This window comes from Rahnella sp. PAMC25617 (assembly GCF_050606005.1).
GTDB classification, from domain to species: domain Bacteria; phylum Pseudomonadota; class Gammaproteobacteria; order Enterobacterales; family Enterobacteriaceae; genus Rahnella; species Rahnella variigena.
The window spans coordinates 283,517-309,022 of sequence record NZ_JBOCUM010000017.1 but is presented as its reverse complement, the minus strand read 5'-3'; the positions used below and the strand labels follow the sequence as shown (position 1 = coordinate 309,022).

The 25,506-nt window shown below is 55.5% G+C and carries 20 protein-coding genes and 1 pseudogene; 11 read left to right on the top strand and 10 right to left on the bottom strand.

The window, feature by feature from the left end; all coding sequences use genetic code 11:
- The first annotated feature begins 11 nt into the window (after positions 1–11).
- The gene (locus tag ACM615_RS20575) at positions 12–257 is read left to right on the top strand and encodes a hypothetical protein (protein WP_132964891.1); all 246 of its coding nucleotides are present in this window, start codon (positions 12–14) and stop codon (positions 255–257) included.
- A 125-nt stretch (positions 258–382) separates the two neighbouring features.
- On the opposite strand, the gene erpA is transcribed toward ACM615_RS20575, so the two are convergent.
- Together erpA and clcA are read right to left on the bottom strand one after the other, a co-directional pair.
- Positions 383–727 carry an iron-sulfur cluster insertion protein ErpA gene (gene erpA, locus ACM615_RS20570; RefSeq protein WP_112287829.1) on the bottom strand — a complete coding sequence of 115 codons (345 nt, stop codon included), beginning with the start codon at positions 725–727 and terminating at the stop codon, positions 383–385.
- A gap of 103 nt (positions 728–830) precedes the next feature.
- Complete coding sequence (gene clcA, locus ACM615_RS20565) at positions 831–2,294, bottom strand: H(+)/Cl(-) exchange transporter ClcA (RefSeq protein WP_431012477.1); 1,464 nt, start codon at positions 2,292–2,294, stop codon at positions 831–833.
- A gap of 184 nt (positions 2,295–2,478) precedes the next feature.
- Here clcA and hemL point away from each other — a divergent pair, with 184 nt between their 5' ends.
- Complete coding sequence (hemL, locus tag ACM615_RS20560) at positions 2,479–3,759, top strand: glutamate-1-semialdehyde 2,1-aminomutase (protein ID WP_159281318.1); 1,281 nt, start codon at positions 2,479–2,481, stop codon at positions 3,757–3,759.
- Positions 3,760–3,862: 103 nt separating this feature from the next.
- Here hemL and fhuB read toward each other — a convergent pair whose 3' ends face one another.
- From fhuB to hrpB, 6 genes are all read right to left on the bottom strand, one after another.
- Positions 3,863–5,851 carry a Fe(3+)-hydroxamate ABC transporter permease FhuB gene (fhuB, locus tag ACM615_RS20555; RefSeq protein ID WP_129639754.1) on the bottom strand — a complete coding sequence of 663 codons (1,989 nt, stop codon included), beginning with the start codon at positions 5,849–5,851 and terminating at the stop codon, positions 3,863–3,865.
- Positions 5,848–6,750: a Fe(3+)-hydroxamate ABC transporter substrate-binding protein FhuD gene (gene fhuD / locus ACM615_RS20550; RefSeq protein ID WP_431012440.1), complete on the bottom strand. Its 903-nt coding sequence runs from the start codon at positions 6,748–6,750 to the stop codon at positions 5,848–5,850. The genes fhuB and fhuD overlap by 4 nt, the downstream gene beginning before the upstream one ends.
- Position 6,751: 1 nt before the next feature.
- Complete coding sequence (gene fhuC, locus ACM615_RS20545) at positions 6,752–7,564, bottom strand: Fe3+-hydroxamate ABC transporter ATP-binding protein FhuC (protein ID WP_129639753.1); 813 nt, start codon at positions 7,562–7,564, stop codon at positions 6,752–6,754.
- 208 nt (positions 7,565–7,772) lie between these two features.
- Positions 7,773–10,001, bottom strand: coding sequence for a ferrichrome porin FhuA (gene fhuA / locus ACM615_RS20540; RefSeq protein ID WP_113876388.1), 2,229 nt, complete (start codon positions 9,999–10,001; stop codon positions 7,773–7,775).
- Positions 10,002–10,341: 340 nt separating this feature from the next.
- Positions 10,342–12,978: a bifunctional glycosyl transferase/transpeptidase gene (gene mrcB, locus ACM615_RS20535; RefSeq protein ID WP_431012439.1), complete on the bottom strand. Its 2,637-nt coding sequence runs from the start codon at positions 12,976–12,978 to the stop codon at positions 10,342–10,344.
- A 226-nt stretch (positions 12,979–13,204) separates the two neighbouring features.
- Positions 13,205–15,646 carry an ATP-dependent helicase HrpB gene (gene hrpB / locus ACM615_RS20530; protein ID WP_431012476.1) on the bottom strand — a complete coding sequence of 814 codons (2,442 nt, stop codon included), beginning with the start codon at positions 15,644–15,646 and terminating at the stop codon, positions 13,205–13,207.
- A gap of 96 nt (positions 15,647–15,742) precedes the next feature.
- Here hrpB and thpR point away from each other — a divergent pair, with 96 nt between their 5' ends.
- The 6 genes and pseudogenes from thpR (at position 15,743) to folK (ending at position 21,037) form a co-directional block, all read left to right on the top strand.
- Positions 15,743–16,285: an RNA 2',3'-cyclic phosphodiesterase gene (gene thpR, locus ACM615_RS20525; RefSeq protein WP_113876385.1), complete on the top strand. Its 543-nt coding sequence runs from the start codon at positions 15,743–15,745 to the stop codon at positions 16,283–16,285.
- A gap of 48 nt (positions 16,286–16,333) precedes the next feature.
- Entirely contained in the window at positions 16,334–17,053 is a 720-nt protein-coding gene (sfsA, locus tag ACM615_RS20520; protein WP_112287809.1) for a DNA/RNA nuclease SfsA, read from the top strand.
- A 244-nt stretch (positions 17,054–17,297) separates the two neighbouring features.
- Positions 17,298–17,753, top strand: coding sequence for an RNA polymerase-binding protein DksA (dksA, locus tag ACM615_RS20515; protein ID WP_112287808.1), 456 nt, complete (start codon positions 17,298–17,300; stop codon positions 17,751–17,753).
- A 62-nt stretch (positions 17,754–17,815) separates the two neighbouring features.
- Entirely contained in the window at positions 17,816–18,685 is an 870-nt protein-coding gene (gluQRS, locus tag ACM615_RS20510) for a tRNA glutamyl-Q(34) synthetase GluQRS (RefSeq protein WP_431012438.1), read from the top strand.
- Between the two features lie 474 nt (positions 18,686–19,159).
- Positions 19,160–20,561: pseudogene (gene pcnB, locus ACM615_RS20505) on the top strand (polynucleotide adenylyltransferase PcnB); the annotation flags it as partial.
- Positions 20,558–21,037 carry a 2-amino-4-hydroxy-6-hydroxymethyldihydropteridine diphosphokinase gene (folK, locus tag ACM615_RS20500; RefSeq protein ID WP_112287806.1) on the top strand — a complete coding sequence of 160 codons (480 nt, stop codon included), beginning with the start codon at positions 20,558–20,560 and terminating at the stop codon, positions 21,035–21,037. The pseudogene pcnB and the gene folK, both read left to right, overlap by 4 nt.
- 5 nt (positions 21,038–21,042) lie before the next feature.
- Here folK and qseC read toward each other — a convergent pair whose 3' ends face one another.
- Together qseC and qseB are read right to left on the bottom strand one after the other, a co-directional pair.
- Positions 21,043–22,401 (bottom strand): quorum sensing histidine kinase QseC, encoded by a 1,359-nt coding sequence (gene qseC / locus ACM615_RS20495; RefSeq protein WP_431012475.1) that lies wholly within the window; start codon positions 22,399–22,401, stop codon positions 21,043–21,045.
- 14 nt (positions 22,402–22,415) lie between these two features.
- On the bottom strand, positions 22,416–23,102 hold the full coding sequence (qseB, locus tag ACM615_RS20490; protein WP_112287804.1) for a quorum sensing response regulator transcription factor QseB: 687 nt from the start codon (positions 23,100–23,102) through the stop codon (positions 22,416–22,418).
- 158 nt (positions 23,103–23,260) lie between these two features.
- On the opposite strand from qseB, the gene panB reads away from it, so the two are divergent.
- From panB to panD, 3 genes are all read left to right on the top strand, one after another.
- Positions 23,261–24,055 carry a 3-methyl-2-oxobutanoate hydroxymethyltransferase gene (gene panB / locus ACM615_RS20485; protein WP_431012437.1) on the top strand — a complete coding sequence of 265 codons (795 nt, stop codon included), beginning with the start codon at positions 23,261–23,263 and terminating at the stop codon, positions 24,053–24,055.
- Positions 24,056–24,069: 14 nt separating this feature from the next.
- Positions 24,070–24,924: a pantoate--beta-alanine ligase gene (panC, locus tag ACM615_RS20480; protein ID WP_113876381.1), complete on the top strand. Its 855-nt coding sequence runs from the start codon at positions 24,070–24,072 to the stop codon at positions 24,922–24,924.
- A 107-nt stretch (positions 24,925–25,031) separates the two neighbouring features.
- Positions 25,032–25,412, top strand: coding sequence for an aspartate 1-decarboxylase (gene panD, locus ACM615_RS20475; RefSeq protein ID WP_112287801.1), 381 nt, complete (start codon positions 25,032–25,034; stop codon positions 25,410–25,412).
- Positions 25,413–25,506 lie beyond the last annotated feature (94 nt).

The following is a 25,506-nucleotide window of genomic DNA, read 5'->3' as shown; positions in this document are numbered from 1 at the left end:
AAAGAAATTTAATGAAAGCTTTATTACTCAGTGCGTTGCTCGCCTTGAGCCCGCTGGTTGCTGTCGCTGGCATGACAAGTGGCGAGATTCATATCAGCCTGACCATTTTACCCAGCTGTAAAATTGATGCTGCGCACAGCGGCACGTCCGTCACCTGCGCCAGCCGGACAATGATGCAACCGCATATCAGCGAAATGATGCTCACCGCCGTTCCGGGGATCAGCATGGATTCAAAGCTGGTGACCGTTGAATGGTAACCGCTTGGTGAATGCTTACTTACCTGAACACCCGCGTCTGACCATTAAAAAAGCCCGTCTGCATCAGCAAACGGGCTTTTAATTTATACGATTCTTACCCTAAGTCATTCGAGCTTGAAGGGTAATTAGATGCTAAAGGAAGAGCCGCACCCACAGGTCGTCTTAGCATTCGGGTTGGTCACAACGAAACGTGAACCTTCCAGACCTTCTGTGTAATCCACTGAACCGCCGACCAGATATTGCAGGCTCATCGGGTCAACCACCAGCGCCACACCGGCTTTCTCGATGGTCATGTCGCCGTCGTTAATTTTATCGTCGAAGGTAAAGCCGTACTGAAAACCACTGCAACCGCCGCCGGTGATATAAACACGCAGCTTCAGGTTTGGATTTTCTTCATCCGAAATAAGGTGCTGTACCTTACGTGCCGCGGCCTCAGTAAACTGTAACGGCAACGCGGCTGTGTCATTCATCAATGCTTCGCTCATAATCTCTCACTCCCAATCCGCATTTGTTCAGGCCGCCGGATTGACTGTCTGAATAATGTACTCATTATCTAATACCTGAAAGTATGGTTCAAGTATGGGCATTTTTTGCTGCGCTGTCCTGCTTATTGGTGCCTTCGGCGTCGGGTTCTGCCTGCGCTTTCTCTGCATTTTCACGTTCCTGCCTCTGCAAGGTGCGGGTCAGGATCGCGGAATACAAGGGTTTACCGCCTAAAAACTGTGCCAGCAGGGTCGCGCCAAGGCAGGTAATGATCATCGGTAAAATAAGCTGATAGTTATCGGTCATTTCGAGAACCAGCACAATACCGGTGAGCGGGGCGCGGACACTGGCGGCAAACAGCGCCCCCATCCCGGCTATCGCAAACGTCGCGGGCTGGATACCGTACTGCGGGAACCACGCTAGCGCGGCGGTACCAAATGCCGTGCCCAGCAGCGTGCCAAGCGCCAGCATCGGGGCGAAAATCCCGCCCGGTGCGCCGGAAGCAAAGCACAAAAGCGTTGTCACCACGCGAACAAGAAAGATCACCAGCAGCATCATCAGGCTGTATTTTCCTGCCGCTGCCAGCGGGATCAGCGCAAAACCGCCGCCGGTGACTTCCTGATGAACCAGCCCGAGCAGGCCACAAAATCCACCCAGCATCCCGCCAATCACCAGGATATTTCGCAGATTACCGCCATGAACACGGGCAAACATATCCTGCGTGCGGAAAATCAGGGCGTTGAACGCCACCCCGACCACGCCAAAAACCATCCCCAATACCAGATACAACCACAGCGTATTCAGCGGTGCGTTGGCCAGCCTGCCCACTTCGATCACTGCGCCGTCGCCGTTGAAAATCCGGAAAACGATGCTCGACATGATTACACCGATAAACACTGCTTTTATCGATATCAGGCTGTAACGAAATTGCAGGCGCATCTCTTCGAGGATGAACAAAATACCTGCCAGCGGTGCGTTAAAGGCCGCAGAAAGCCCGGCCGCCGCACCGGTCGCCAGCAGTGAGTGGCGCGCTTCCGCACTGCGCAGACGGAAAATATCGAACATCATTTTCCCGACATTGGCACCCATCTGCACGGTCGGCCCTTCCCTGCCCAGCACCATTCCCGCGCCGAGCGTACCCAGACCGCCAAAAAATTTCACCGGGATCACCCGCCACCAGCGAACAGGACGCAACTCTTCCAGCGCCCCTTCGATTTCCGGGATCCCCGAACCGCCCGCTTCCGGCGCGTATTTGCGCACCAGATAATATCCAAACATCGCCATGATCGCCGAGATAACAAAGGTCAGCGGCCACAGCAGGATCCAGTAATCACTGAACATCCCAACGCTCGAAAGACGCAACGCCATCACCAGATTCACGGTTTTTTCAAAAGCAACGCCCAGCAGACCGGCAACCGTGCCCACCAGTGCGGCCATGATCAAAATCGTGACCGGTGTTTTGTCACGGCGAAGTAAAAGGCGCAGCGCTTCGCTGCGTTTACGGGGGCCGCGGACCTGCGCGCCCGCTACATTCTCAGTTTCAGATTCATTCATCACGGAAAGGAAAATACAGAAATGGTTATGGAAGATGAATGAATTTAATCATACAAATTGGCTCCCTGACAGGATCAGCAACAAAATGCAGCACGGTTTACGGTTTTATAACGCCGCTCAGTTCACTAGAATGGGCGCAACAAAATTTCTTTACCCAGAACCCAGCAATTTCAGGAGTTGAATAATGAGTAAGTCAGACAGTCTGTTCACGCAGGCGCAAGCGCTAATCCCGGGCGGCGTTAACTCGCCGGTACGTGCCTTCTCCGGCGTTGGCGGCGTGCCATTATTCATCGCCCGCGCTGACGGTGCTTTCCTGTTTGATGCCGATGGCAAAGCGTATATCGACTATGTCGGTTCGTGGGGCCCGATGGTGCTTGGTCATAACAACGCCGAAATCCGCAGCGCGGTGATTGAAGCCGCAGAACGTGGCCTGAGCTTTGGCGCGCCGACCGAAATGGAAGTCAAAATGGCCGAACTGGTCACCAGTCTGGTGCCAAGCATGGACATGGTGCGCATGGTCAACTCCGGCACCGAAGCCACCATGAGCGCGATTCGTCTGGCGCGCGGCTTCACCCATCGCGATAAAATCGTCAAATTCGAAGGCTGCTATCATGGCCATGCCGACTGCCTGCTGGTGAAAGCCGGCTCCGGCGCGCTGACTCTCGGCCAGCCAAACTCTCCGGGCGTTCCGGCTGATTTCGCCAAACACACCCTGACCTGTACCTATAACGATCTGGATTCAGTGCGTGCTGCGTTCGAACAATTCCCTGACGACATCGCCTGTATCATCGTTGAGCCGGTCGCAGGCAACATGAACTGTGTGCCGCCTTTGCCGGAATTCCTGCCGGGCCTGCGCAAGATTTGTGACGAGTTTGGCGCGCTGCTGATTATCGACGAAGTGATGACCGGTTTCCGCGTCGCGCTGGGCGGTGCTCAGGAGTATTACGATGTGATGCCTGACCTGACCTGTCTGGGCAAAATCATCGGCGGCGGTATGCCGGTGGGCGCATTTGGTGGCCGTCGTGACGTGATGGAAGCGCTGGCACCGACCGGCCCTGTCTATCAGGCAGGAACGCTTTCCGGCAACCCGATTGCCATGGCAGCGGGTATCGCCTGTCTGACGCAAGTCGCACAACCGGGCGTGCATCAGACCCTGACCGAGCGCACCACACAACTGGCCGAAGGCTTGCTGGATGCGGCGCAGGAAGAAAATATCCCGTTCGTGGTGAACCACGTCGGCGGAATGTTCGGCCTGTTCTTCACCGATGCAGAAACCGTGACCTGCTACCAGGACGTGATGAAGTGCGACGTTGAGCGCTTTAAGAAGTTTTTCCATCTGATGCTGGAAGAAGGCGTTTATCTGGCGCCTTCCGCGTTTGAGGCTGGCTTTATGTCTCTTGCCCACACGCAGGAAGACATCCAGCGCACCATAGATGCCGCACGTCGCTGTTTTGCTAAGCTTTAATATCTGGTGAAGTCGGCTCCTCCCCTGCGAAGGGGAGGAGCAAAAGCCACTTCCAAAGAAAGATCCGTTCTCAATATCTCTCTTTTTTGTTCACTGAAACTTTCTATTTCGCCTGTTTTCTCAGCAAATAGATGAAGTACGGCGCGCCGATAAATGTCGCGAGCAAACCTGCGGGGATCTGGTTGGGGAAGATAATCATCCGGCCGCACCAGTCGGCAAATACCATCAGTAAACCGCCGAGAATGCTGGCGACCATCCACTGCGGAACCGCACGACGAAAGCCCATCATACGCGCCATATGCGGTGCCATCAGACCGACAAAGCTCAGCGGCCCGATGGTCAGCGTCGCGGCAGCCGTCATCACCGCCGCCAGCAATAAAATCGCCATACGCGTTGGCGTCAGTGCAACGCCGACTGATTTGGCCGTCACGCTGCCCAGTGGCAAAATATTAATCCAGCGACGACAGAACGGCACAATCACCATCAGCACCGCAGCCAGAATGAGCGTCCGCCATGCGGCTTCAGCGGACACAGAATAAGTAGAACCGGAAAGCCAGGTCAGCAAACCGCCCATACGCGGATCACCGCTCGCCAGCAGCAGTGACATCAGCGTGGTGAATGCGGTACTCAGCGCGATACCGGTCAGCAGCATACGTTCGGCGGAAAAACTGCGCAGCCCCGATGCCATCATAATCACCAGCAACGTCAGCGCCGCACCGAGACTCCCCGCCGGTAACAGCCACGCAAAGGCATCACCCGGCACGATAAACATCATCACGACCACGCCGGTCGCTGCACCCGAGCTTATTCCCAGCACTTCCGGGCTCGCCATCGCATTACCGGTGAGTTTCTGAATCAGCACGCCGGAAGACGCCAGCATGATGCCCGCCGCCAGCGCCGCCATCACGCGTGGTAAACGCCACGGCAGCAGCGCCTGTAGATCCGCACCTGTTGACCAGTTCCAGCCTGTCGCGTTACGTCCGGCCATCAGCGCGATAACCAGCCCGATGAACAGCACCGCCAGCGCCAGCGCGACCCAGCGCACCAGATGGTGACGTTCAGCCGGCACGTTATCGCCCTGATCCATCGGCGGCGGCGTCATGCTGTTGCGAAGACGAGGCAGCAGCCACAGCAGCAACGGCGCGCCGACCAGCGCGGTCGCGGCACCGGTCGGAATTTCCATCCAGAACGTGGTGATGTACTGCATCACCTGATCGGTGAACCACAGCAGCAACGCACCAATCAGCGGCGCCATAATCAGACGTGAAGGCAAACGCCGCGCTCCGAGCATTTTCGCCAGCAGCGGGGCGAACAGGCCGATAAAACCGACGATGCCGACCGCGTTAACCAGCTGCGCACTCATCAGGATGGCCAGCGTCAGCACCGCCATGCGTGCCGCAGAAAGCCCGAGACCGAGGTTTTTGGCCACGCCGTCGTCCAGTCCCAGCAGCGTCATCGGACGCTGCAACAGAAACGCCAGCAGCCAGACAATAATCACACGCGGCAACAGGAAACTGGCGACATCCCAGTCCTGCTGCGTCAGAGAACCGCTGCTCCACATGTACAGGCTTTGCAGGCTCTGATAATTGAAGATGCCGATCAGGCCGTTGACCGCACCGCAATACAAACCGAGCACCAGACCCGCCAGGATTAACGTGACCGGCGACATGCGTTTGCCCCAGGCGATACCGAACACCAGTGCACCAATCACCACCGCGCCGATCATGGCAGCAAACTGCTGGGTGATCATTCCGCCCGGCAGCGCCCACAACGTGGCAACCGTCAGGCCGAGTTGCGCGCCCGCCGAAACGCCCAGCGTCGCAGGTTCAGCCAGCGGATTACGCAACACCTGCTGGAACAGTAAACCGACCAGCCCGAGCCCGGCTCCCGCGAGCAATGCCACGGCGATGCGCGGCAGTGAGCTGTAATGGAAAAGCATCTGCTGCACGTTGTCGATATCCGGCTGCCACAGTGCGCCGCGCCATTGTGCGTAAGGCAATTGCAGATGCAGGTTGTAAATACTGAGCGCACCCGCAGCCAGTGCCAGAATAATCAGAAGAGTCAGCGAAACGCTGAGCGAACGGCGGTTCATACCGGTTTCCTCAGCGTGTTGGTTAAAATATTGCAGAAATGCATCGCGCTGAAGGTTGCGCCGTAGTACCAGACGGCAGGAATGACGGTGAACTGGTTCGCACGAACGAACGGCATGGATTTCCACAGCGGCGTTTTTTCGACGGCCTTCATGATGTCAGCGCTGTCGTGATCGAAGCACAACACGCGGGCATTTTTGATCGCCGCCAGCCTTTCCACTCCGACGGAAACACTGCCCCAGAAACTGCCCTCACCCTGCCAGGCGTTGGTGAGCCCGACATCGTTCATCACTTCATGCAGCATACTGCCTTGTCCGAAGACCAGAACATGGCGCGGATCGATGAACGTGATCAGCAACAACGGCTGCTGTGCTACTGGCTTCAGCTGTTCGCGGGTTCTGGCTAAAGTGTCCTGATACCGCTGCAAATGCTGTTCTGCACGATCTTGCAAACCGAGCGTATCCGCCAGTTTGTGCAGCGAACGGATCGCCAGATCTAATGGCTTCGCAGAGCCGTCATTGGCTTTGACACTCAGCACCGGCGCGATGGTTTCCAGCTGAGCGGTCGCCGGGCCGTAACCCTGCGTCAGCAGCACCAGTGACGGTTTCAGCTGCTGGATAAGTTCCATATTCGGCTCGGTGCGCTGACCGACGTCAATCACGCCCGGCGCCAGCGGCGGTTCGGCTACCCAGATGTTGTAATTGCGAATATCCGCAATCGCCAGCGGCATCACGCCGAGTGCAATCAGAAGTTCAGCGGGAAGCCATTCGAGCGCAATAATGCGGCTGAGATCGGGGCGGGACGCAGAAAGCGCGGGCAAAGATGTCAGCAACGGAGAAAGCGCCATCATCTGCAAAATACGACGGCGCGTTATTCCGGAAAAGCTTGAAATATCAGACATATCAGTATACGAAGCTCACCGGTGCGCCACCCGCAGGATGCGGCAAAATACCCATCGGAATGCCATAGATTTGTTCGAGCACGTCACCGCGCATCATTTCTTCAGGTTCACCCTGAGCGATCATCTCGCCGCCACGCAGCGCCATCAGCTGGTCACAATAGCGGGCTGCCATATTCAGGTCATGCAGCACCGCAATCACGGTGAGGCCTTTTTCACGGCTCAGACGCTGGATCAACGCCAGAACGTCTTTCTGATGGGCGATATCGAGCGCAGAAGTCGGTTCGTCAAGCAGCAGGCAGCGGCTGTCCTGCGCCACCATCATCGCCAGCCACGCACGCTGACGTTCGCCGCCCGAGAGGCTGTCGACCAGACGATGTGCAAAGGGTTTCAGCCCCACCAGCGAAATCGCTTCTTCGACTTTTTCTTTATCGTGATGTTTGAAACGCCCGAGCGCGCCGTGCCACGGATAGCGGCCAATCGCCACCAGCTCCTGCACGGTCATGCCTTCTGCCGCCGGAAGTTGCTGCGGTAAATACGCGACCTGCCGCGCAAAAGCTTTGCTGTCCCACTGCGCCAGCGGCGTTTCATTGAGGTAAATCGTTCCGGATGTCGCCGCCTGATGACGTCCCAGCATTTTTAACAACGTCGACTTCCCTGAGCCATTGTGACCAATCAGCCCGCACACTTTTCCTTTCGGGAAAGTCAGTGACAGTGGCGCAAGAAGCGTGCGGCCCGGGACGGAAAAACTCACATCCTGCAGGCGAAAGACGCTGTCTGGCAGCGGAGAAGAAGGATGTACGTTGTTATCAGGCATAAGATTTTCTACGTCGACATCTGGTTGAGAACAGGAAACGGGCACGACCAGCGTGCCCGGATTTTAGTGCTTATGACGCTATCGATATCCTAAGTAATTCGGCTTGCAGGAAGGCGACAAGTTCGCGAATCCCCGGGAGCTTAGTCAGCTAAGTGACCGGGGTGAACGAACGCCGTCAACGCATCTGCGGCCTGAATTACGACGGATATCAGAAGCGGAATGTGGCGGTAGCTACCACCTGACGATCTGAACCCCAGTAACAGGCGTAATCGCGGTAGCAGCTGGCGACATATTCGCGATCCAGCAAGTTGTTGATGTTCAGACCCACGGAAGAACCAGGCAGGCCGAAGCGACCCAGATCGTATTTCACTGTGGCATCTACCAGCGTATAGGACGAAACGTTGAACGCTTCATTCTCTCTGGATGCATTCACACCGTTCGCTGTATAGAAGCTGGAGCTGGCACCAACATAACGCACACCGGAACCGACTGTCAGGCCGCTGAGCGCAGTTTCGTGGAAGGTATAATCCGCCCACAGAGACGCCATATTCGCCGGTACCTCAACAGGACGCTTGCCTTCGAAATTGGTGTCATGCGTGTATTTTGCATCGGTGTAGGTGTAAGACGCCGTGACGTTGATGTTGGCGTTAACCGCGGCTTTGGCTTCGAGTTCCACACCACGCGAACGTATTTCACCAGACTGAACGCTAAAGGCAGCATCAGCAGGATTGGCCGTCAGGTTTTTGTCTTTGGTCAGCTGGTATACCGCTGCCGTCAGGCTGATCGGACGATCGTTCGGGATATATTTGATCCCGGCTTCGTACTGTTTGCCCATTGAAGGATCGAATGGCTTCCCTTCTTTGGTCGCGCCTGCGGTCGGTTCAAAGGATTCGCTATAACTGAAGTACGGAGAAATACCGTTGTCGAACAGGTAGTTCAGACCGCCACGCCAGGTGAACTGCTCATCGTTGATCTGCGACGCGCTGTTGGTCGTGCGGGTAAAGGTTGAGCTTTTCGCGAAGTCGTAACGACCGCCAACAGTCAGGATCCACTTGTTCCACTCCGCCTGATCCTGCACATACAGACCGGTTTGTTCCTGACGATTAAGGATTTCGTACGGGAAGTACAGGGAAACGTTGCCGTTACCATATTGCGGATTTGCCAGATTCAGGTTACTTGCACTGCCGTAGTCTGCGTCAATATCGTTACGCATACGCATGTAATCAACACCAGCCAGCACGGTATGATCGATATCGCCGGTGCCGAATTTGGCCTGTGCCTGTGTATCGACATCAAAGTTCGCCAGCTTCTCTTTGGACTGAACATAGCTGCGCGTAATGTTGCCGTTACCGAGGTAACCGAAGCCGTAAACGGATTTATATTCGGTATCGAGTTTGGTGTAGCGCAGGTTCTGACGAACCGTCCAGGTATCATCAAACTGATGCGCGAAGCTGTAACCGACCATTTTCTGGTTGCGGGACATACGGTTACCCGCTTCACCTTCGTTGAAATCTGTCGGGAGTTTATGTGCTTTGCCGTTGGCGTCGTAATACGGCACCACGGTACCTTCACGCGGCAACCAGCCGTAGTAACCCGCATCCGGATCGTTCTGGAAATTGCTCAGGAAGGTAAAGTCAGTTTTATCATCAGGACGCCATGAGAAAGACGGGGCAATGGAATAGCGTTTCTCTTTCGCCATTTCCTGTTGCGCATCCTGACTGCGCGCCACACCGGTCAGACGGTAGGAATACACGCCTGCATCATCAATGGCATCGCTGAAATCAAATCCGGTCTGGTACAGGTTATCTGTACCCATTTTGAACTGCACTTCTTTCAGCGGTTCAGTGGTCGGGCGCTTGCTGACCATACTGACAACGCCGCCCGGATTGCTTTTACCGTACAGAACGGAAGACGGCCCGCGAAGCACTTCGACACGCTCAAGCATGTACGGATCCATCGATACTTCAGAATAGTTATCACCCTGAAGTTTGATGCCGTCGAGATACTGGTTGGTGTTAACAGAGGTGAAGCCGCGGATTGCCATGGCGTCGATGGTGTTAGAACTGCCGCGGCTAGCAAAGACACCCGGCGTATAACCCAGGGCTTCTTTCACCGTCACCGGTTGCTTCATGTCCATTTCTTCGCGAGTCACCACGGAAACAGATTGTGGTGTCTTCACCAGTGGCGTATCGGTTTTTGTACCGGTAGCGCTATGTTTTGCTGCGATGGTCGCCGCAGGGCCCCATGCAGATTCCTGTGCCGCTTCGGGAGCAGAAGAAGCCGTCACATTAATGGTATCTTCCTTCGCAGGCGCGGTGGTGGCGGCACCGGCGTAAAATGCGGCAGTACCCAGTGCTGCGGTAATGGTTAAAGCTAACGTCCGACGCTTAAATGCGCCTTTTGGGACAGAATTTGAAAGCGAGCGTTGAGAAGCCATTGCATAATCTCTGGAGTGGAAATGGGAATGTAAACGATAATTATTATTATGACCGTCGCATATTATGCGCAATGCTTGCCCGCCTGCAACACTAATTCACATATAGATCGTCTGAATGAATAAAAAATATCCCCATGTTAAACATGGGTAAAAATGCCTATAAATTAAACGGGGATGAATGTGACGGGTTTGCGAAAAATGTAAAGCGTGCGGGTTAATTTGCGTTAAGAATAACAAATAAAAAGGGCACGATTTTCATCGCACCCTTTTTTAATATCCTAAATCATTCAAGTTGATTTAACGCAGCCAACGCCGAGCCAGCCTGAAGGAAGACGGATATTTAGTTGCCTGAGCCAAACATATCCTTGATCCAGCCCGCAACGCCGTTGCTGTCTTTCTTCTCATCCTGAGATTGTGGCTGTTGTTGTTGCCCGGATTGCTGTTGTTGTTGCTGCTGCATTTGTTGCTGTTGTTGCTGCTGCTGCTGTTGCTGAACAGCGGTCACAGAAGCCTGGCACATGGCGTCCGGCGAATCCGTCCAGACCGGAATGGAACGCGTTGCGCCACCGCCGCCCAGCATTCCGCCGCTGTTGTTGCCGCAGACAAAGTTACCGCTGCTATCAATGTTCATCGTGCTGATGCCTTCCGGCATTTGCAGATCCAGAGGCTGCGGCGTGCCGTTCTCCAGATAACGTCCGTACAGCACCAGCGCACCGGTTGAACCCCACAGTTTAGACGGGCCGTTGTTATCGCGGCCAACCCAGGTAATCGCCACCTGATTGCCGTCGATGCCCGCAAACCAGCTGTCACGCAGTTCGTTGGAGGTACCCGTTTTTGCTGCCAGATGCAGTTTCGGGAACTTGTTCGCCAGCGCGCGCGAGGTCCCTTCCTGCACAACCTGCTGCATCGCATACAGCGTCAGATACGCCGCCTGCGATGGGATCACGCGAACCGCCTGCGGGAAGCTCTGATAAAGTACCGTGCCGTCTTCCGCAATCACCGAGCGCACCGCAGACAGTGGCGCTTTGTTACCGCCGCTGGCAATGGTCTGGTATTCCTGCGCGACTTCCATCGGCGTCAGTGCAATCGCACCAAGCAGCATCGACGGCGTCTGGTTCAGGGATTCTTTCGGGATCCCCAGATTGATCAGCGTTTGGGTGATGTTATCCAGCCCTACCGCCATACCCAGATTTACCGTCGGGACGTTCATGGAACGCGCCAGCGCATCCACCAGCAGAACCTGACCACGGAACTGATGGTCATCGTTTTTCGGTGACCACGTCTGGCCATTTGCCAGTTTCAGCGTCAGCGGCTGGTCGGCCAGAATGGTGTTCAGACGGTATTTGTCCGGCTGAGAAAGCGCGGTCAGATAGGTCGCCGGTTTAGCCAGAGAACCGACCTGACGACGCGCCTGCATCGCACGGTTAAAGCCTGCGAACTGCGTTTCCGCGCCGCCGACCATCGCCCGCACTTCGCCGGTGTAACGGTCAACAATCACCATCGCGGTTTCGATGTCATTCAGGCCGCTTTTCTTACGCAGTAACGGAATGCCTTCTTCGACCGCTTTTTCCGCCGCATCCTGCGAAATAGGATCCAGTGTGGTGAAGATTTTCACCCCGGACATGTCCTGAACTTTATCGCCCAGTTTGGCCTGAAGCTCCTGACGCACCATCTGCATAAACGCAGGCTGAGGTGAAATCACGCCGCCTTTCGGCTGCACGCCGAGCGGACGCGCGCTGAGCATGTCATACAGTTCCTGATCGATAACTTTCTGATCAACCAGTAAACGCAGCACCAGATTACGACGCTGCAACGCCATTTGCGGGTTACGCCACGGGTTATACAGCGACGCACCTTTCACCATGCCGACCAGCAATGCCTGCTGATCCAGACTCAGTTCATTCACCGGACGACCAAAGTAATACAGGCTCGCCAGCGGGAAACCGCGGATCTGATCGGAACCGCTCTGGCCGAGATACACTTCATTCAGATACAGCTCGAGAATGCGGTCTTTGCTGTAATCCGCGTCCAGCAGGATCGCCATAATGGCTTCACGCGCTTTACGGCTCAGTGAACGTTCATTGGTCAGGAACAGGTTTTTCACCAGCTGCTGTGTCAGCGTAGAACCGCCCTGCACCGCATGACCGGCGGTCAGGTTTGCCAGCACCGCACGGCCAATGGAATAGAAGTTGATGCCGTCGTGTTCATAGAAATGACGGTCTTCCGTTGCCAGCAAGGTATCGACCAGCAAATCCGGGAAACCGGAACGCGGTACGAACAGACGCTGTTCGCCGTTAGCATTCGACGCCTGCAACATGGTGATCAGACGCGGGTCGAGGCGGAACAGCCCGAAATCACGCTGATTATCCAGATTCTTAATTTCTGCAAGGCTGCTGCTATCAAACATCAGGCGGGCGTTCACCTGCCCTTCTTTACCTTCCGGGAAATCAAACGGACGACGCAGCAAATCGATATAATTCGCATGCACCGTAAATTCGCCCGGACGGGTGATACGCGTCACTTCGCGATACTGCGTACCTTCCAGCAATCCGACCATCTCAGCTTTGCTGATCTGCATGTCCGGCTCAAGGTTTACCTGACGACCATACACCGCCGCAGGCAACTGCCAGACTTTACCGCCATCAATGCGGTCATGGATTTGTTTGTTGAGGTAAAACGCATAAATCCCGAGCAGAATAAGAAAAACGATGAACAGTTTGACTAACAGCCAGAAAATACGGCGTTTCACACTCTTTTTTCCGCCTTTTTTGGCTTTACGCGGCGCTGCTTTTCGGCTCATGCGAGATCCCTGTTCTTCTTCGTACTCATCGTCATCCTCATACTCGTCATCAATTTCTTCTTCGTATTCTTCGTAGTCGTCATCCCGGCGGCTACGGCGGACGGGACGAGCCCGCGCAGGCTTCCGCCCGGCAGGTTTACCTTTACGGCCAATCGGCTCGCGATCATCGCCAGACATCAGTCAATCTCCCAACGTGCTGCTGTGTTCGTCATAATGATTCTGCTTAGCTGAGTCATTTTCATTTTTGATTTCAAAAAAACACTGTATTTCAAAAAGATACTGTTGATGGCCTGAAACCCAGGCCGCAAGGCGCTTACTCTGTGCCCCGCTTAAGTTTTCGCCCACAGGAAATGTCTGAAAAATCGCCCCTTCCCGGCACAATTTTTAAAAGCTCAGACAGACATCAGGGCGCGTGTTTTTTCGTCCGGCGCGTAGGCAACGCCTCCGCCGGATTGTCCGGCCACGGATGTTTCGGATATCGCCCTTTCATTTCTTTTTGCACTTCGCGATACGATCCCTGCCAGAAAGCGGCCAGATCTGCTGTTATCTGCAACGGACGCTGTGCAGGTGACAATAACTCAAGCACCACGGTAACGCGGCCTTCCGCCAGTTGCGGGCTGCGCTGCTCGCCGAACATTTCCTGCATCCGCACCGAAAGTGCCGGTGGCTGGTCTGCATGATAACGGATTGGCAGACGACTGCCAGTCGGCACGGTGTAATGTATCGGTAATGCACTGTCAAGACGCTGACGTTGTTGCCAGTCCAGCAACCTTAATAAGGCATCATGCAAATCAACCTGTTGCAGTGATTTTAACGAGCGAACGCCCTGTAAAGACGGCTGCAACCAGCGTTCCAGACCGTCGAGCAAAGCCTGGTCGTCGGCAGCCGGCCAGTCGGCCTCCGGCAGCCATTTTGCGGCACACAGAAGCCGGAGCCGCAGTTGTTCTGCCGCCACCGACCAGTTCAGCGCCTGCAAACCCTGTGTGCGGATCCAGTCGATCAACGCCTGTTGCAGTTCTTCGTCATCCGGCTTCGCCAGCGGATTCGCTTTCAGCACCAGCCGGCCAATCTGCCAGCGTCGCCAGGCGCGCAGGGTGCCTTTTTCTTCATCCCATTCCACCGCCGTCTGTTCTTTAACGACATCGGGCAGGCGCGACGGAAGTTGCGTGATATCCAGCGAGACAGCCAGCAGAATGCGGGCATCCGGGCTATTGTTGCCCTGCAATAACTGCGGCGCGACCAGCCACGGCGCGCGGGTTAACCCGTCGTCCTGCGGCAAAGACGCACCCAGTCCGTTCGCCAGCAGATAGCGGCCATCTTCGCCGCGGCGTTGTGCGATACGGTCACTGAAAGCGCGGGCCAGTAACCACGGTGCGAGCGAAGCATCCGGCTCACCGCTTTTCGCACCGGTGCGCTGCGCCAGTTGTTTCGCCCGCCGCTGCCAGTTGCCCTGCGGGCGGCTGAACCAGTAATCGATATCCGGTAATCCGCCGCGTGGCGGTTCTTCGAGGATCGCGGCCAGTAAGGCTGCCGTTGCCAGTGCGTCCGGACTTTGTGTTGCAGCCGCAATCAGCATCGCCGCCAGCCGTGGCTCACAGCCAAGCTGTGCCATACGTTGTCCGGCGGCGGTAAGTTTTCCCTGCACATCGGTGGCACCGAGCTGCTGTAACAGATTTTTGGCGGCAGATAATGCGGCGACAGGCGGCTTATCCAGCCACTGAAGTTGCGCCGGATCCTGACAGCCCCACTGCAACAACTCCAGCCAGAAACTGCTCAGATCGCTTTGCAGAATTTCCGCTTCGGCCTGCGCACTGGTGCGTTCAGCCTGCTCTTTGCTGAACAGATGCCAGCACAATCCCGGTTCGAGACGTCCGGCACGCCCTGCGCGCTGAGTCATCGACGCCTGACTGATGCGCTGCGTTACCAGCCGCGTCAGGCCGCTGCGCGGGTCAAATTGCGCGCTGCGCTCCAGACCGCTGTCCACCACCAGGCGGATACCTTCGATGGTCAGACTGGTTTCCGCAATATTGGTCGCCAGCACCACTTTGCGGCGTCCTGCGGAGGAAGGCTGAATGGCTTTCTGCTGTTGTTCCAGCGACAACGCGCCGTACAACGGACAGAGATCGACATCCTCCGCCAGCCTGCCGTTCAGCAGATTTTGCACGCGGGTAATTTCAGAAACACCCGGTAAAAACAGCAGCATCGAGCCGTGATTTTCGCCCATCAGACGGCTGACCACGCGCGCCACGCCTTCGTCCAGCCGTTCGTGCGTGGCAAGGGAAAGATACTGCCGCTCGACCGGGAAACTGCGGCCTGCGGATTCAATCACCGGCGCATCCGGCAGTAAAGAAGACAGGCGCAGATTGTCGAGCGTCGCCGACATAATCAGGATTTTTAAATCATCGCGCAGCGCATTCTGCACATCGAGTAATAACGCCAGCGCCAGATCGGCTTGCAAACTGCGCTCATGGAATTCATCGAGGATCACCATCGACACGTCGGTCAATTCAGGATCCGCCTGCACCATGCGGGTCAGAATACCTTCAGTCACCACTTCAAGGCGCGTTGCGGCACTGGTTTTGCTCTCAGCGCGCATACGATAACCCACGGTCTGCCCCGGCGTTTCACCCAGCTGTTGCGCCAGACGGAAGGCGACGTTTTTTGCTGCCAGACGACGAGGTTCCAGCAGCAGAATTTTGCCCGGCAAATTAGCCTGTTTGAGCAACTGCAACGGCAGCCAGGTCGATTTACCGGCACCGGTCGGGGCAAGCAAAAGCACCTGCGGCGCCTGTTGCAGTGCGGCTAATAGCGGTTCAAGTACGGCGCTGACAGGCAAAGAAGGCAATGAATTCACCATGAGAGTTAACTTTAAACGGCGGGCATTGTAGCATTTAGCCCCACATCCGGCATGTTGCCGTGATTCGTCTTCACAGGAATTTCTATGTCTGCCGAACGCCGCCTGTTCTTCGCCTTATCCCTGCCTGCAAAAATGCAAAAGCAGGTGATTAAGTGGCGTGCGGATAATTTCCCGGCGGAAACCGGCCGCCCCGTCGCAGCCGCTAACCTGCATATTACGCTGGCATTTCTCGGTGAAGTCAGCGCTCTCAAGGAAGCCGCGCTGACCCGCGTCGCCGGGCGCATTCAGGGGCAAACATTCAGCCTGATGCTGGATGATATCGGCCACTGGCCGGGTTCCGGCGTGGTATGGATTGGCACCCGACGCGCGCCCAACGCATTGTTGCAGCTGGCGTCCGTATTGCGATCCCACGCAGCGCGCAACGGGTGTCATCAGAGTACACTGCCGTTCCACCCGCATGTGTCGCTTTACCGCAATGCGACGCGCCCGGTCGCTATTCCTCCGGCCACACCTGGCTGGCAACTGGATGCCACCGAATTCAGTTTATACGAATCGCTGTTTGAACGGGGACGCACCCGTTACCACTGCCTGCAAACCTGGCCGCTGGGCGATATGCAGGAAACCTGATCTCTTTTAGCATTCTCTTTGACCAGAGTATTTCACACGGAAACCCTCATGCATTTCGAGCCTGCGCTTCAATCTGCCACTCTCATTAAACGTTACAAACGGTTTCTCGCCGACGTGATCACGCCCGATGGCACCGAACTGACCCTGCACTGCGCTAATACCGGCGCGATGACCGGTTGCGCGACACCCGGCGACACCGTCTGGTATTCCACGTCCGACAATCTCAAACGCAAATATCCGCACAGTTGGGAACTGACGGAAACACAGCAAAATCACTGGATTTGCGTCAATACGCTGCGGGCCAATCAGCTGGTACGCGAAGCCATTATGGCGCAACGCATACCGGAATTATCCGGTTACAGTAAACTCACATCAGAAGTAAAATACGGCACCGAAAATAGCCGTATAGACTTGATGTTACAGGCAGAAAATCAACCTGACTGCTATATTGAAGTGAAATCTGTCACGTTGCTGCAAGAGGGACGGGGATTCTTTCCCGATGCAGTCACACTGCGCGGTCAGAAGCATTTACGCGAGTTACAGTCGATGGCAGAACAGGGGCAGCGGGCGGTACTTTTCTTCGCTGTTTTACATTCAGGCATTGAAAGCGTGTCCGCAGCACACCATATTGATCCGCGTTATACCGAATTACTGACGTATGTTCAAAACAAGGGTGTTGAGGTGATGTGCTACGGTGCCGAACTTTCTGCTGAGGGTATCCGCCTCACAGAGAGATTACCGCTGGTGACGACATCAGTCAGTCAATAAAAAGAGTTCGGATAACCCTGTAATTACCTGTCGGCGGCATAAAAAACAGGTCGCGAATACGCTTTTCCTCACAGGCTTGTCAAGCACCTGCGAGGAATAATTGCCAACCTCGTTGCCTTCTGTTATTTATAGCGGCCTGATTTTTTCCCCCGTTGGGGATCGAAATGTTCGAAGCCTGCATGTTGCAGTCATATGCGGCATAAAAAGCGGATGAACATAGTGCGTGTTATGTAGGAGAAGCATCATGCAAGAAGGCCAAACCCGTAAGACGTCGTCCTTGAGCATTCTCGCTATCGCTGGGGTGCAGCCGTATCAAGAGAAGCCGGGCGAAGAGTACATGAACGACGCTCAGCTGGCTCACTTCAAAAAGATTCTTGAAGCATGGCGCAATCAGCTCAGGGATGAAGTAGATCGTACCGTTTCACACATGCAGGAAGAGGCAGCTAACTTCCCTGACCCGGCTGACCGGGCGACACAGGAAGAAGAGTTCAGCCTGGAACTGCGTAACCGTGACCGTGAACGTAAGCTGATTAAAAAGATTGAAAAAACACTGAAAAAAGTGGAAGACCAGGATTTCGGATATTGTGATTCCTGTGGCGTTGAGATTGGCATCCGCCGTCTTGAAGCCCGTCCTACCGCTGATTTGTGTATCGACTGTAAGACTCTGGCAGAAATCCGCGAAAAGCAGATGGCTGGCTAAGTTTCGGGTCCCACGCGGTGCGTCATGCACCGCGTTCCCTTTTAACGCCGTACCCCACTTTTATGCCGCAAGAACAACACTACACTGGCCGTTTCGCCCCCTCACCTTCCGGTGACCTTCATTTCGGTTCTCTGATTGCCGCGCTTGGCAGCTATTTGCACGCCCGTTCGCAAAACGGCAAATGGTTAGTGCGCATCGACGATATCGACCCGCCGCGTGAAATTCCGAGCTCCGCTGACCGCATTTTAGCCACGCTCGAACGCTACGGACTGGAGTGGGATGGCGAGGTTGTCTGGCAGTCAAAACGTCATGACGCCTATCGTGCCGCGCTGGACTGGCTGTACCAGCAGCAAAAAAGCTATTACTGCACCTGTACCCGCCAGCGTATTTCGCAAACCGGCGGAACTTACGACGGCCATTGCCGTGATTTAAATTTGGGTGCAGAAAATGCCGCCATCCGCCTGCGTCAGACCCTGCCGGTGTACGGTTTTGATGATGATTTTCAGGGACATTTGCACGCCAGCGCGAAACTCGCTGAAGAAGACTTTATTATCCGCCGCCGCGACGGGCTGTTTGCCTATAATCTGGCGGTGGTAGTAGATGACCATTTTCAGGGTGTAAATCACATCGTGCGCGGCGCAGATCTGATTGAACCGACGGTGCGCCAGATTTCCCTATACCGGCATTTAGGTTATCCGCAGCCCGGATATCTGCATTTACCGCTGGCGCTCAATGAAAATGGCGATAAGCTTTCCAAGCAGAATCACGCGCCCGCGTTGCCGGAAGGCGATCCCCGTCCGGTTATCATTAACGCACTGAAATTTTTAGGCCAAAGGCTGCCGGAAAACTGGCAGGATTACACTTTGCCTTTATTATTACGCTGGGCGACAGCACAGTGGACGACAGCTGATATCCCGCATCAGGTGCGCTAATGCTGCGCAGATGTGACATCGGCATTCTCAAAGCGGCTACTGTGAGCTATGATTAGCCGCTGTTTTTGCGTCACGCCAATTTTTTCAGTCACTATCGAGGTGTACCATTTTTACCCGAGTAGCCAATTTTTGCCGTAAGGTGCTAGTTCGTGAAGATAAAGTCGTTCGTGAAGAAAAGGCTGTTCATGACGAAGCCGCGCTTCATGGAGAACCTAATCGCGAGGAAAATCCCCGTCGTGATCCGTCTCCTGTGGCCGAAGGCAATGTGAAGGCAACAAATCCTGAACGTCGTGACAACGAACAACGCCGTGAAAATCGCGGCCGTCGGGATGACAACGCCAACCGGGGCGACCGCCGCAATAATAACAACCGCCGCTCTTCTTCCCCTTATCAGCCTCGTGGCGAACGCAGCGATTCCCGTGGCGATCGTCATCACGATCAGCGTACTGACCGTAATGACTCGCGTAACGAACCTCGCGCTCCGCGTCCTTCTGTCGAACACGTACAGAAACCGCGTCCGTCATTTGATTACGCCGGTGAAACCCGTGCGATGACCATTATCCCCCGCGATGAGCACAATATTTCTCGTCGTGATATCAGCGAAAATGCCCTGAAAGTCCTTTACCGTCTGAACAAGTCTGGCTTTGAAGCCTTCCTGGTCGGCGGTGGCGTGCGCGATTTGCTGCTGGATAAAAAACCAAAAGACTTCGATATCACCACCAACGCCACGCCGGATCAGGTGCGTAAACTGTTCCGCAACTGCCGTCTGGTCGGTCGTCGTTTCCGTCTGGCTCACGTGATGTTTGGCCCGGAAATCATCGAAGTCGCCACCTTCCGTGGTCACCACGAACAGCACGAAGAAACCGACGATAAAAACGTGTCCCAGCAGGCGGTCAACGGCATGCTGCTGCGCGATAACATTTTCGGCACCATCGAAGACGACGCCCAGCGCCGTGACTTCACCATCAACAGTTTGTATTACGGCGTTGCTGACTTTACCGTTCGCGATTACACCGGCGGTCTGCGCGACCTGGAAAACGGCATCATTCGTCTGATTGGTGATCCGGAAACCCGTTACCGCGAAGATCCGGTCCGTATGCTGCGCGCCGTGCGTTTCGCCGCCAAACTGAACATGAAGATCAGCCCGGAAACCGCCGAGCCGATCCCGCGTCTGGCTACGCTGTTGCAGGAAATTCCGCCAGCGCGTCTGTTCGAAGAATCCCTGAAGCTCTTGCAGGCCGGTTACGGCTACGAGACATACAAAAAGCTTTGTGAATACCAGCTGTTCCAGCCTTTGTTCCCGCTGATTGCCCGCCAGTTTACTGAGCAAGGCGACAGCCCGATGGAACACATTCTGATCCAGGTGCTGAAAAATACCGACCACCGTCTGCATAACGATCAGCGCGTCAATCCGGCGTTCCTGTTTGCGGCAATGCTGTGGTATCCGGTGATTGAGCATGCACAGAAGCTGGCGCAGGAAGGCGGTCTCACATATTACGATGCCTTCGCGCTGGCAATGAACGACGTGCTCGACGAGCAGTGCCGTACGCTGGCGATTCCGAAACGTATTACCACGCTGGTGCGTGACATCTGGGCGCTGCAACTGCGCCTGTCACGTCGTCAGGGTAAACGCGCGCACAAGCTGATGGAACATCCTAAATTCCGCGCGGCTTATGATTTACTGGTGCTGCGTGCTGAAGTCGAACAACACCGCGAACTGCAAAGTCTGGCGCAGTGGTGGGGCGAGTTCCAGGAAGCCACACCGGCATCACAAAAAAGTATGCTGGGTACGCTCGGTGACGATGCGACACCGGCACGCCGTGCGCGTCCGCGCCGTCCGCGTAAACGGGCTCCGCGTAAGGATGGCGGTCAATGATCCGCGTTTACCTGGCTCTGGGCAGTAATCTTGCCCGTCCGCTTGACCAGGTAAATTGTGCGCTGGAGGCGCTGGCACATTTGCCGCGCACCCGCTTTGTGGCCGCATCGCCGTTTTACCGCAGTAAACCGCTGGGGCCACAAGATCAACCTGATTATCTGAATGCAGTGGTGGCGCTCGATACGCTGCTGCCGCCGGAAGAGTTGCTCGATTGCACGCAAGGGATCGAGCAAAATCAGGGACGCGTTCGCAAAGCCGAACGCTGGGGACCGCGGACGTTAGATCTCGATATGCTGATCTATGGCGATCAGGTGATCAATACCGAGCGTTTAACAGTGCCGCATTACGATATGAAAAACCGCGAGTTTATGCTGTATCCGCTGGCCGATCTGGCGCCGGATCTGGTGTTTCCGGATGGCGAAACGCTGCAAAGCCTGCTCGCACGCGTTCCGCTCAACGGCCTGACTACATGGTAAGTCGCTCAGCGGCTTACCCGTACCATCAATCCCCCTTCTGCTTTGTTCTCATAGACAACTTTCAGCTGATGTAACTGCGCGATCCTCTGTACGATCGAAATCCCCAGACCGCTGCCGGTTTGTTCCTGTCCCGGTGGCCGGTAAAAACGCTCGCCGAGCCTTGCCAGATGTTCATCGCTGATCCCCGGCCCCTGATCTTCAACCGTCATGCCCCTCGTATTCAGTCGCACCGTCACGCAGGTTCCGGGCGGCGAGTAACGGATGGCGTTATCCAGCAGATTGCGCACCATCAGCGAGAGCAGCAGCGACTGGCCCCGCATTTCAGGCGGAACGCCCTGCTCTTCAAAACGTAATTCGATACCTTTGCCGTGCGCGCGGTAATCCTGTTCCGCCAGACTTTGGGCGACCAGCGAAGGCCAGTCGATACGTTCCAGCTCTTCAGGCGCGGTGAAACTTTCCAGCCTTGAGAGCGTCAGTAACTGATCCACCAGCCGTGTGGCGCGATCGATGCTGGTGGTCAGATTTTCCAGCGCATGTTCACGCATTTGGGCGTCATCGCCGGAAAGCTGCACCACTTCCGTTTGCACCCGTAACGCCGCCAGCGGACTGCGCAGCTCGTGGGCGGCATCCGAAGTGAACCGGCGTTCGCGTACCAACATTTCACCGGTACGGGCAAACAGAGAATTCAGCGCATTCGCCAGCGGCAGCACTTCTCCGGGCAGAGAGTCCGTGACTATCGGCGTGGAATCTTCCGGCGAACGCTGACGTAATCCTTGCGCCACGCGACGCAGCGGACGCAATTCCAGCGTAACCATCACAATCAGCGCCAGTAACAGTACCGGCAGCGAGCCCAGCCACGGCGTCAGTTGTCCGCTGACCAGACTCCAGGCCATATCATTGCGATAATCATATTCCTGCCCGACGGCCACGCGATACTGGCCGTCCGGCGACGTCAGCCAGACCATCCGCCAGGTATCGCTGTCCCCTCTCAGTTCCGCATCGACAAAGCCCTGCGTATCACCATCGAAGCGAATGCGTTTGCCGTTTTCGCCATCATTAAGCAGCATTTGCCCGTGAAGGTTAAAAATAGCAAAGGTCAGCGCATCATCATCGGTATGACCGCGTGACCCTTTGCGCACCATTTTTTTTGTATCCGGCAGTTCGGCATCTTTTGAGAGATTCAGGCGATCGCCCAGTCCCGTGGCGGCAAGACGTTTGGCGAACAGCATTTGCTGGGTATCGAAAACTTCATTGATGTGTTTGCGGGTCTGATGCCACGCCACGCCGCTGGCAATCATCCAGGTCAGCAGCGCCAGTATCGAGAAAAGCAGGATCAGACGCAGGCGCAGACTGAGGTTTTTCAGTTTCTTCACCCGCTTCACGCCTCCCCTCCATCATCCGCTTTAATCTCATCGCCCAGCGTATAGCCCACGCCATGCACGGTGCGGATAAAGCCTTTGCCGAGTTTGCTGCGCAGATGGTGAATATGCACTTCCACGGCGTTGCTGCTGACCTCATCGTCCCAGTTGTAGAGTTTTTCCTGGATGAGCGTACGCGCCAGCACGCGGCCTTTGTTGTTGAGAAACAGCTCCAGTACCGCGACCTCACGCGGAGTCAGTGTCACCGCTTCTCCGTTAAGCATCACGCTGCGGGCAGCGGGATCAAATTCTATCGCGCCATGAATGACTTTTGGCGTCACTACGCCGTGACGACGGCGGATCAGTGCCTGCAGGCGCGCGGCGACTTCCACCAGCGCAAAAGGCTTACACAGATAATCATCAGCACCGGCCTGAAGGCCACCGACGCGCTGCTCAAGCGCATCACGGGCGGTAAGGATCAGCACCGGCGTATCGCGTCCGGCCTTACGCCATTCGCGCAACAGATCCATTCCGTCCATGCCCGGCAGGCTTAAATCGAGGATCACCGCATCGTAAGGCGCGCTGTCGAGCGCGGCTTTGCCCGTCACGCCGTCGGTAAACCAGTCCAGTGTAAAACCTAATTTTGTCAGCCCGGCTTTGATACCGTCGCCGATCATCTTATCGTCTTCAACTAATAGAATTCGCATGGTTCCCTCCGTTTTTGCCATTATAGCTGACGCTTCTTAATCACTTCTTAAGAGCGGGATCAACGTCTCTGCGAGTGATCGTGCTGTCTGACTTTCCACTCATACAGTAGAATACCGGCATCATATTCATCCGATGAATTATTCAAAGGAACGTGTTCATGAAACCAACAACGCTGAGCCAGCTTCGCCAATGGAAGCAGGAAAAACATAAATTTGCGACCATTACCGCGTATGACGCCAGTTTCGCGCAACTGTTCGCTGAACAAGGCATCTCTGTGATGCTGATCGGCGACTCGCTGGGCATGGTCGTTCAGGGGCAGGATTCCACGCTGCCGGTGACGGTCGAAGAGATTGCTTACCACACCCGCTGCGTGCGCCGTGGCGCGCCTCACGCGTTATTGCTGGCTGACCTGCCGTTCATGAGTTACGCCACGCCTGAACAGGCGTTTCAAAGCGCTGCCGTGCTGATGCGCGCGGGCGGCAATATGGTCAAACTCGAAGGCGGCAGCTGGCTGTGTGATACGGTCAGAATGCTGACCGAACGCGCCGTGCCAGTGTGTGGCCATCTGGGGCTGACGCCGCAGTCGGTGAACATTTTCGGTGGCTACAAAGTTCAGGGACGCGATGAAGTCGCCGCCAATCAGCTGATCAAAGATGCGATGATGCTCGAAGAAGCCGGTGCGCAGTTGCTGGTGCTGGAATGTGTTCCGGTCGAACTGGCCCGCCGCGTGACCGAAGAACTGAGCATTCCGGTGATCGGCATTGGCGCGGGCAATGTGACTGATGGACAGATTCTGGTAATGCATGACGCATTTGGCATCACCGGCGGCCATACGCCTAAATTCGCCAAAGACTTCCTCAGCGAAGCGGGCGATATTCGTGGCGCAGTGCGTTTGTATGTCGATCAGGTCGCGCAAGGCGTGTATCCGGGCGAAGAACATTCCTTTAAATAAGCGGGAGAAGGCTGGTGTTGATAATTGACAGCGTGGCGCTGCTGCGTCGCGAAATCCGTGATTTTCGTAAGAATAACAAACGCATCGCACTGGTGCCGACGATGGGCAACCTGCACGAAGGCCACATGACGCTGGTGGAAGAAGCCAAAGCGCGTGGCGACGTGGTGGTGGTGAGTATTTTCGTCAACCCGATGCAGTTCGAGCGCGCGGATGATCTTGAACGTTACCCGCGTACCTTGCAGGAAGACTGCGAGAAGCTGAATAAGCGCGGCGTGGATCTGGTATTCGCCCCGTCGCCTGCTGAAGTGTATCCGAAAGGTCTGGCGACCCAGACTCAGGTAGATGTGCCGGTGATTTCCACCATTCTGGAAGGCGCGAGCCGTCCGGGACATTTTCGTGGCGTCTCAACCATCGTCAGTAAACTGTTCAATCTGGTGCAACCACAGGTCGCCTGTTTCGGGCAAAAGGACTTCCAGCAACTGGCACTGCTGCGCACGATGGTGGAAGATATGGGATACGACATTGAGATTGTCGGCGTGCCGATTGTGCGTGCCAAAGACGGTCTGGCGCTCAGTTCCCGTAACGGTTATCTGACTGCCGATGAACGTAAAATCGCGCCTCAGCTGAACAAGATCATGAACGCGCTGGCACAACGTCTGAGCCAGGGTGAACGTCATACCGACGAAATGTTGCAGGAAACCGCGCAACAGCTTCGCGAAGCGGGTTTCACACCGGATGAACTGTTTATCCGTGATGCAAAAACCTTACAGGAATTATCCGTCGACAGCACCTCTGCGGTGATCCTGATGGCGGCCTGGCTGGGTAAAGCGCGACTGATTGATAATCAGGAAGTTGATCTGACGCAGTAGACAGCGCAGGTCAAATGAACAACTATGTTGGCCGCCGGAAACTTCGGACTTTTAGACTGTCCGCCCGGCGGATCCCCAGACTTTTTACGCACGAAGGGTCACAAGCAATGGTACGTACAATGCTGCAAGGCAAACTGCACCGGGTTCACGTCACTCAGGCAGATTTGCATTACGAAGGCTCCTGCGCCATCGATCAGGATTTTCTTGATGCCTCAGGCATTCTGGAATACGAAGCAATTGATATTTATAACGTTGCTAACGGTCAGCGTTTCTCGACTTACGCCATCGCGGCAGAACGCGGTTCGCGGATTATTTCGGTGAACGGTGCGGCAGCCCGTTGTGCCTGCGTCGGCGACCTGCTGATCATCTGTTCTTATGTGCAGATGTCAGATGAACAGGCCCGCCAGCACAAACCGAAAGTGGCCTATTTCGAGGGTGAAAACCAGCTGAAACGCACCGCCAAAGCCGTGCCGGTTCAGGTGGCCTGATTCTCTGAGTAACTGATAAAGAGTCATAAGAAATCTGAATCCCCAAAATCATTCGAGTTGCATCAAGGCGGCAATTGAGTGAATCCCCGGGAGC

Bases quoted from the DNA above. Each gene is read 5' to 3' on its own strand.
- ACM615_RS20575 (WP_132964891.1), top strand. From the start codon at position 12: ATGAAAGCTTTATTACTCAGTGCGTTGCTCGCCTTGAGCCCGCTGGTT.
- erpA (WP_112287829.1), bottom strand. From the start codon at position 727: ATGAATGACACAGCCGCGTTGCCGTTACAGTTTACTGAGGCCGCGGCA.
- clcA (WP_431012477.1), bottom strand. From the start codon at position 2,294: ATGAATGAATCTGAAACTGAGAATGTAGCGGGCGCGCAGGTCCGCGGC.
- hemL (WP_159281318.1), top strand. From the start codon at position 2,479: ATGAGTAAGTCAGACAGTCTGTTCACGCAGGCGCAAGCGCTAATCCCG.
- fhuB (WP_129639754.1), bottom strand. From the start codon at position 5,851: ATGAACCGCCGTTCGCTCAGCGTTTCGCTGACTCTTCTGATTATTCTG.
- fhuD (WP_431012440.1), bottom strand. From the start codon at position 6,750: ATGTCTGATATTTCAAGCTTTTCCGGAATAACGCGCCGTCGTATTTTG.
- fhuC (WP_129639753.1), bottom strand. From the start codon at position 7,564: ATGCCTGATAACAACGTACATCCTTCTTCTCCGCTGCCAGACAGCGTC.
- fhuA (WP_113876388.1), bottom strand. From the start codon at position 10,001: ATGGCTTCTCAACGCTCGCTTTCAAATTCTGTCCCAAAAGGCGCATTT.
- mrcB (WP_431012439.1), bottom strand. From the start codon at position 12,978: ATGTCTGGCGATGATCGCGAGCCGATTGGCCGTAAAGGTAAACCTGCC.
- thpR (WP_113876385.1), top strand. From the start codon at position 15,743: ATGTCTGCCGAACGCCGCCTGTTCTTCGCCTTATCCCTGCCTGCAAAA.
- sfsA (WP_112287809.1), top strand. From the start codon at position 16,334: ATGCATTTCGAGCCTGCGCTTCAATCTGCCACTCTCATTAAACGTTAC.
- dksA (WP_112287808.1), top strand. From the start codon at position 17,298: ATGCAAGAAGGCCAAACCCGTAAGACGTCGTCCTTGAGCATTCTCGCT.
- gluQRS (WP_431012438.1), top strand. From the start codon at position 17,816: ATGCCGCAAGAACAACACTACACTGGCCGTTTCGCCCCCTCACCTTCC.
- folK (WP_112287806.1), top strand. From the start codon at position 20,558: ATGATCCGCGTTTACCTGGCTCTGGGCAGTAATCTTGCCCGTCCGCTT.
- qseB (WP_112287804.1), bottom strand. From the start codon at position 23,102: ATGCGAATTCTATTAGTTGAAGACGATAAGATGATCGGCGACGGTATC.
- panB (WP_431012437.1), top strand. From the start codon at position 23,261: ATGAAACCAACAACGCTGAGCCAGCTTCGCCAATGGAAGCAGGAAAAA.
- panD (WP_112287801.1), top strand. From the start codon at position 25,032: ATGGTACGTACAATGCTGCAAGGCAAACTGCACCGGGTTCACGTCACT.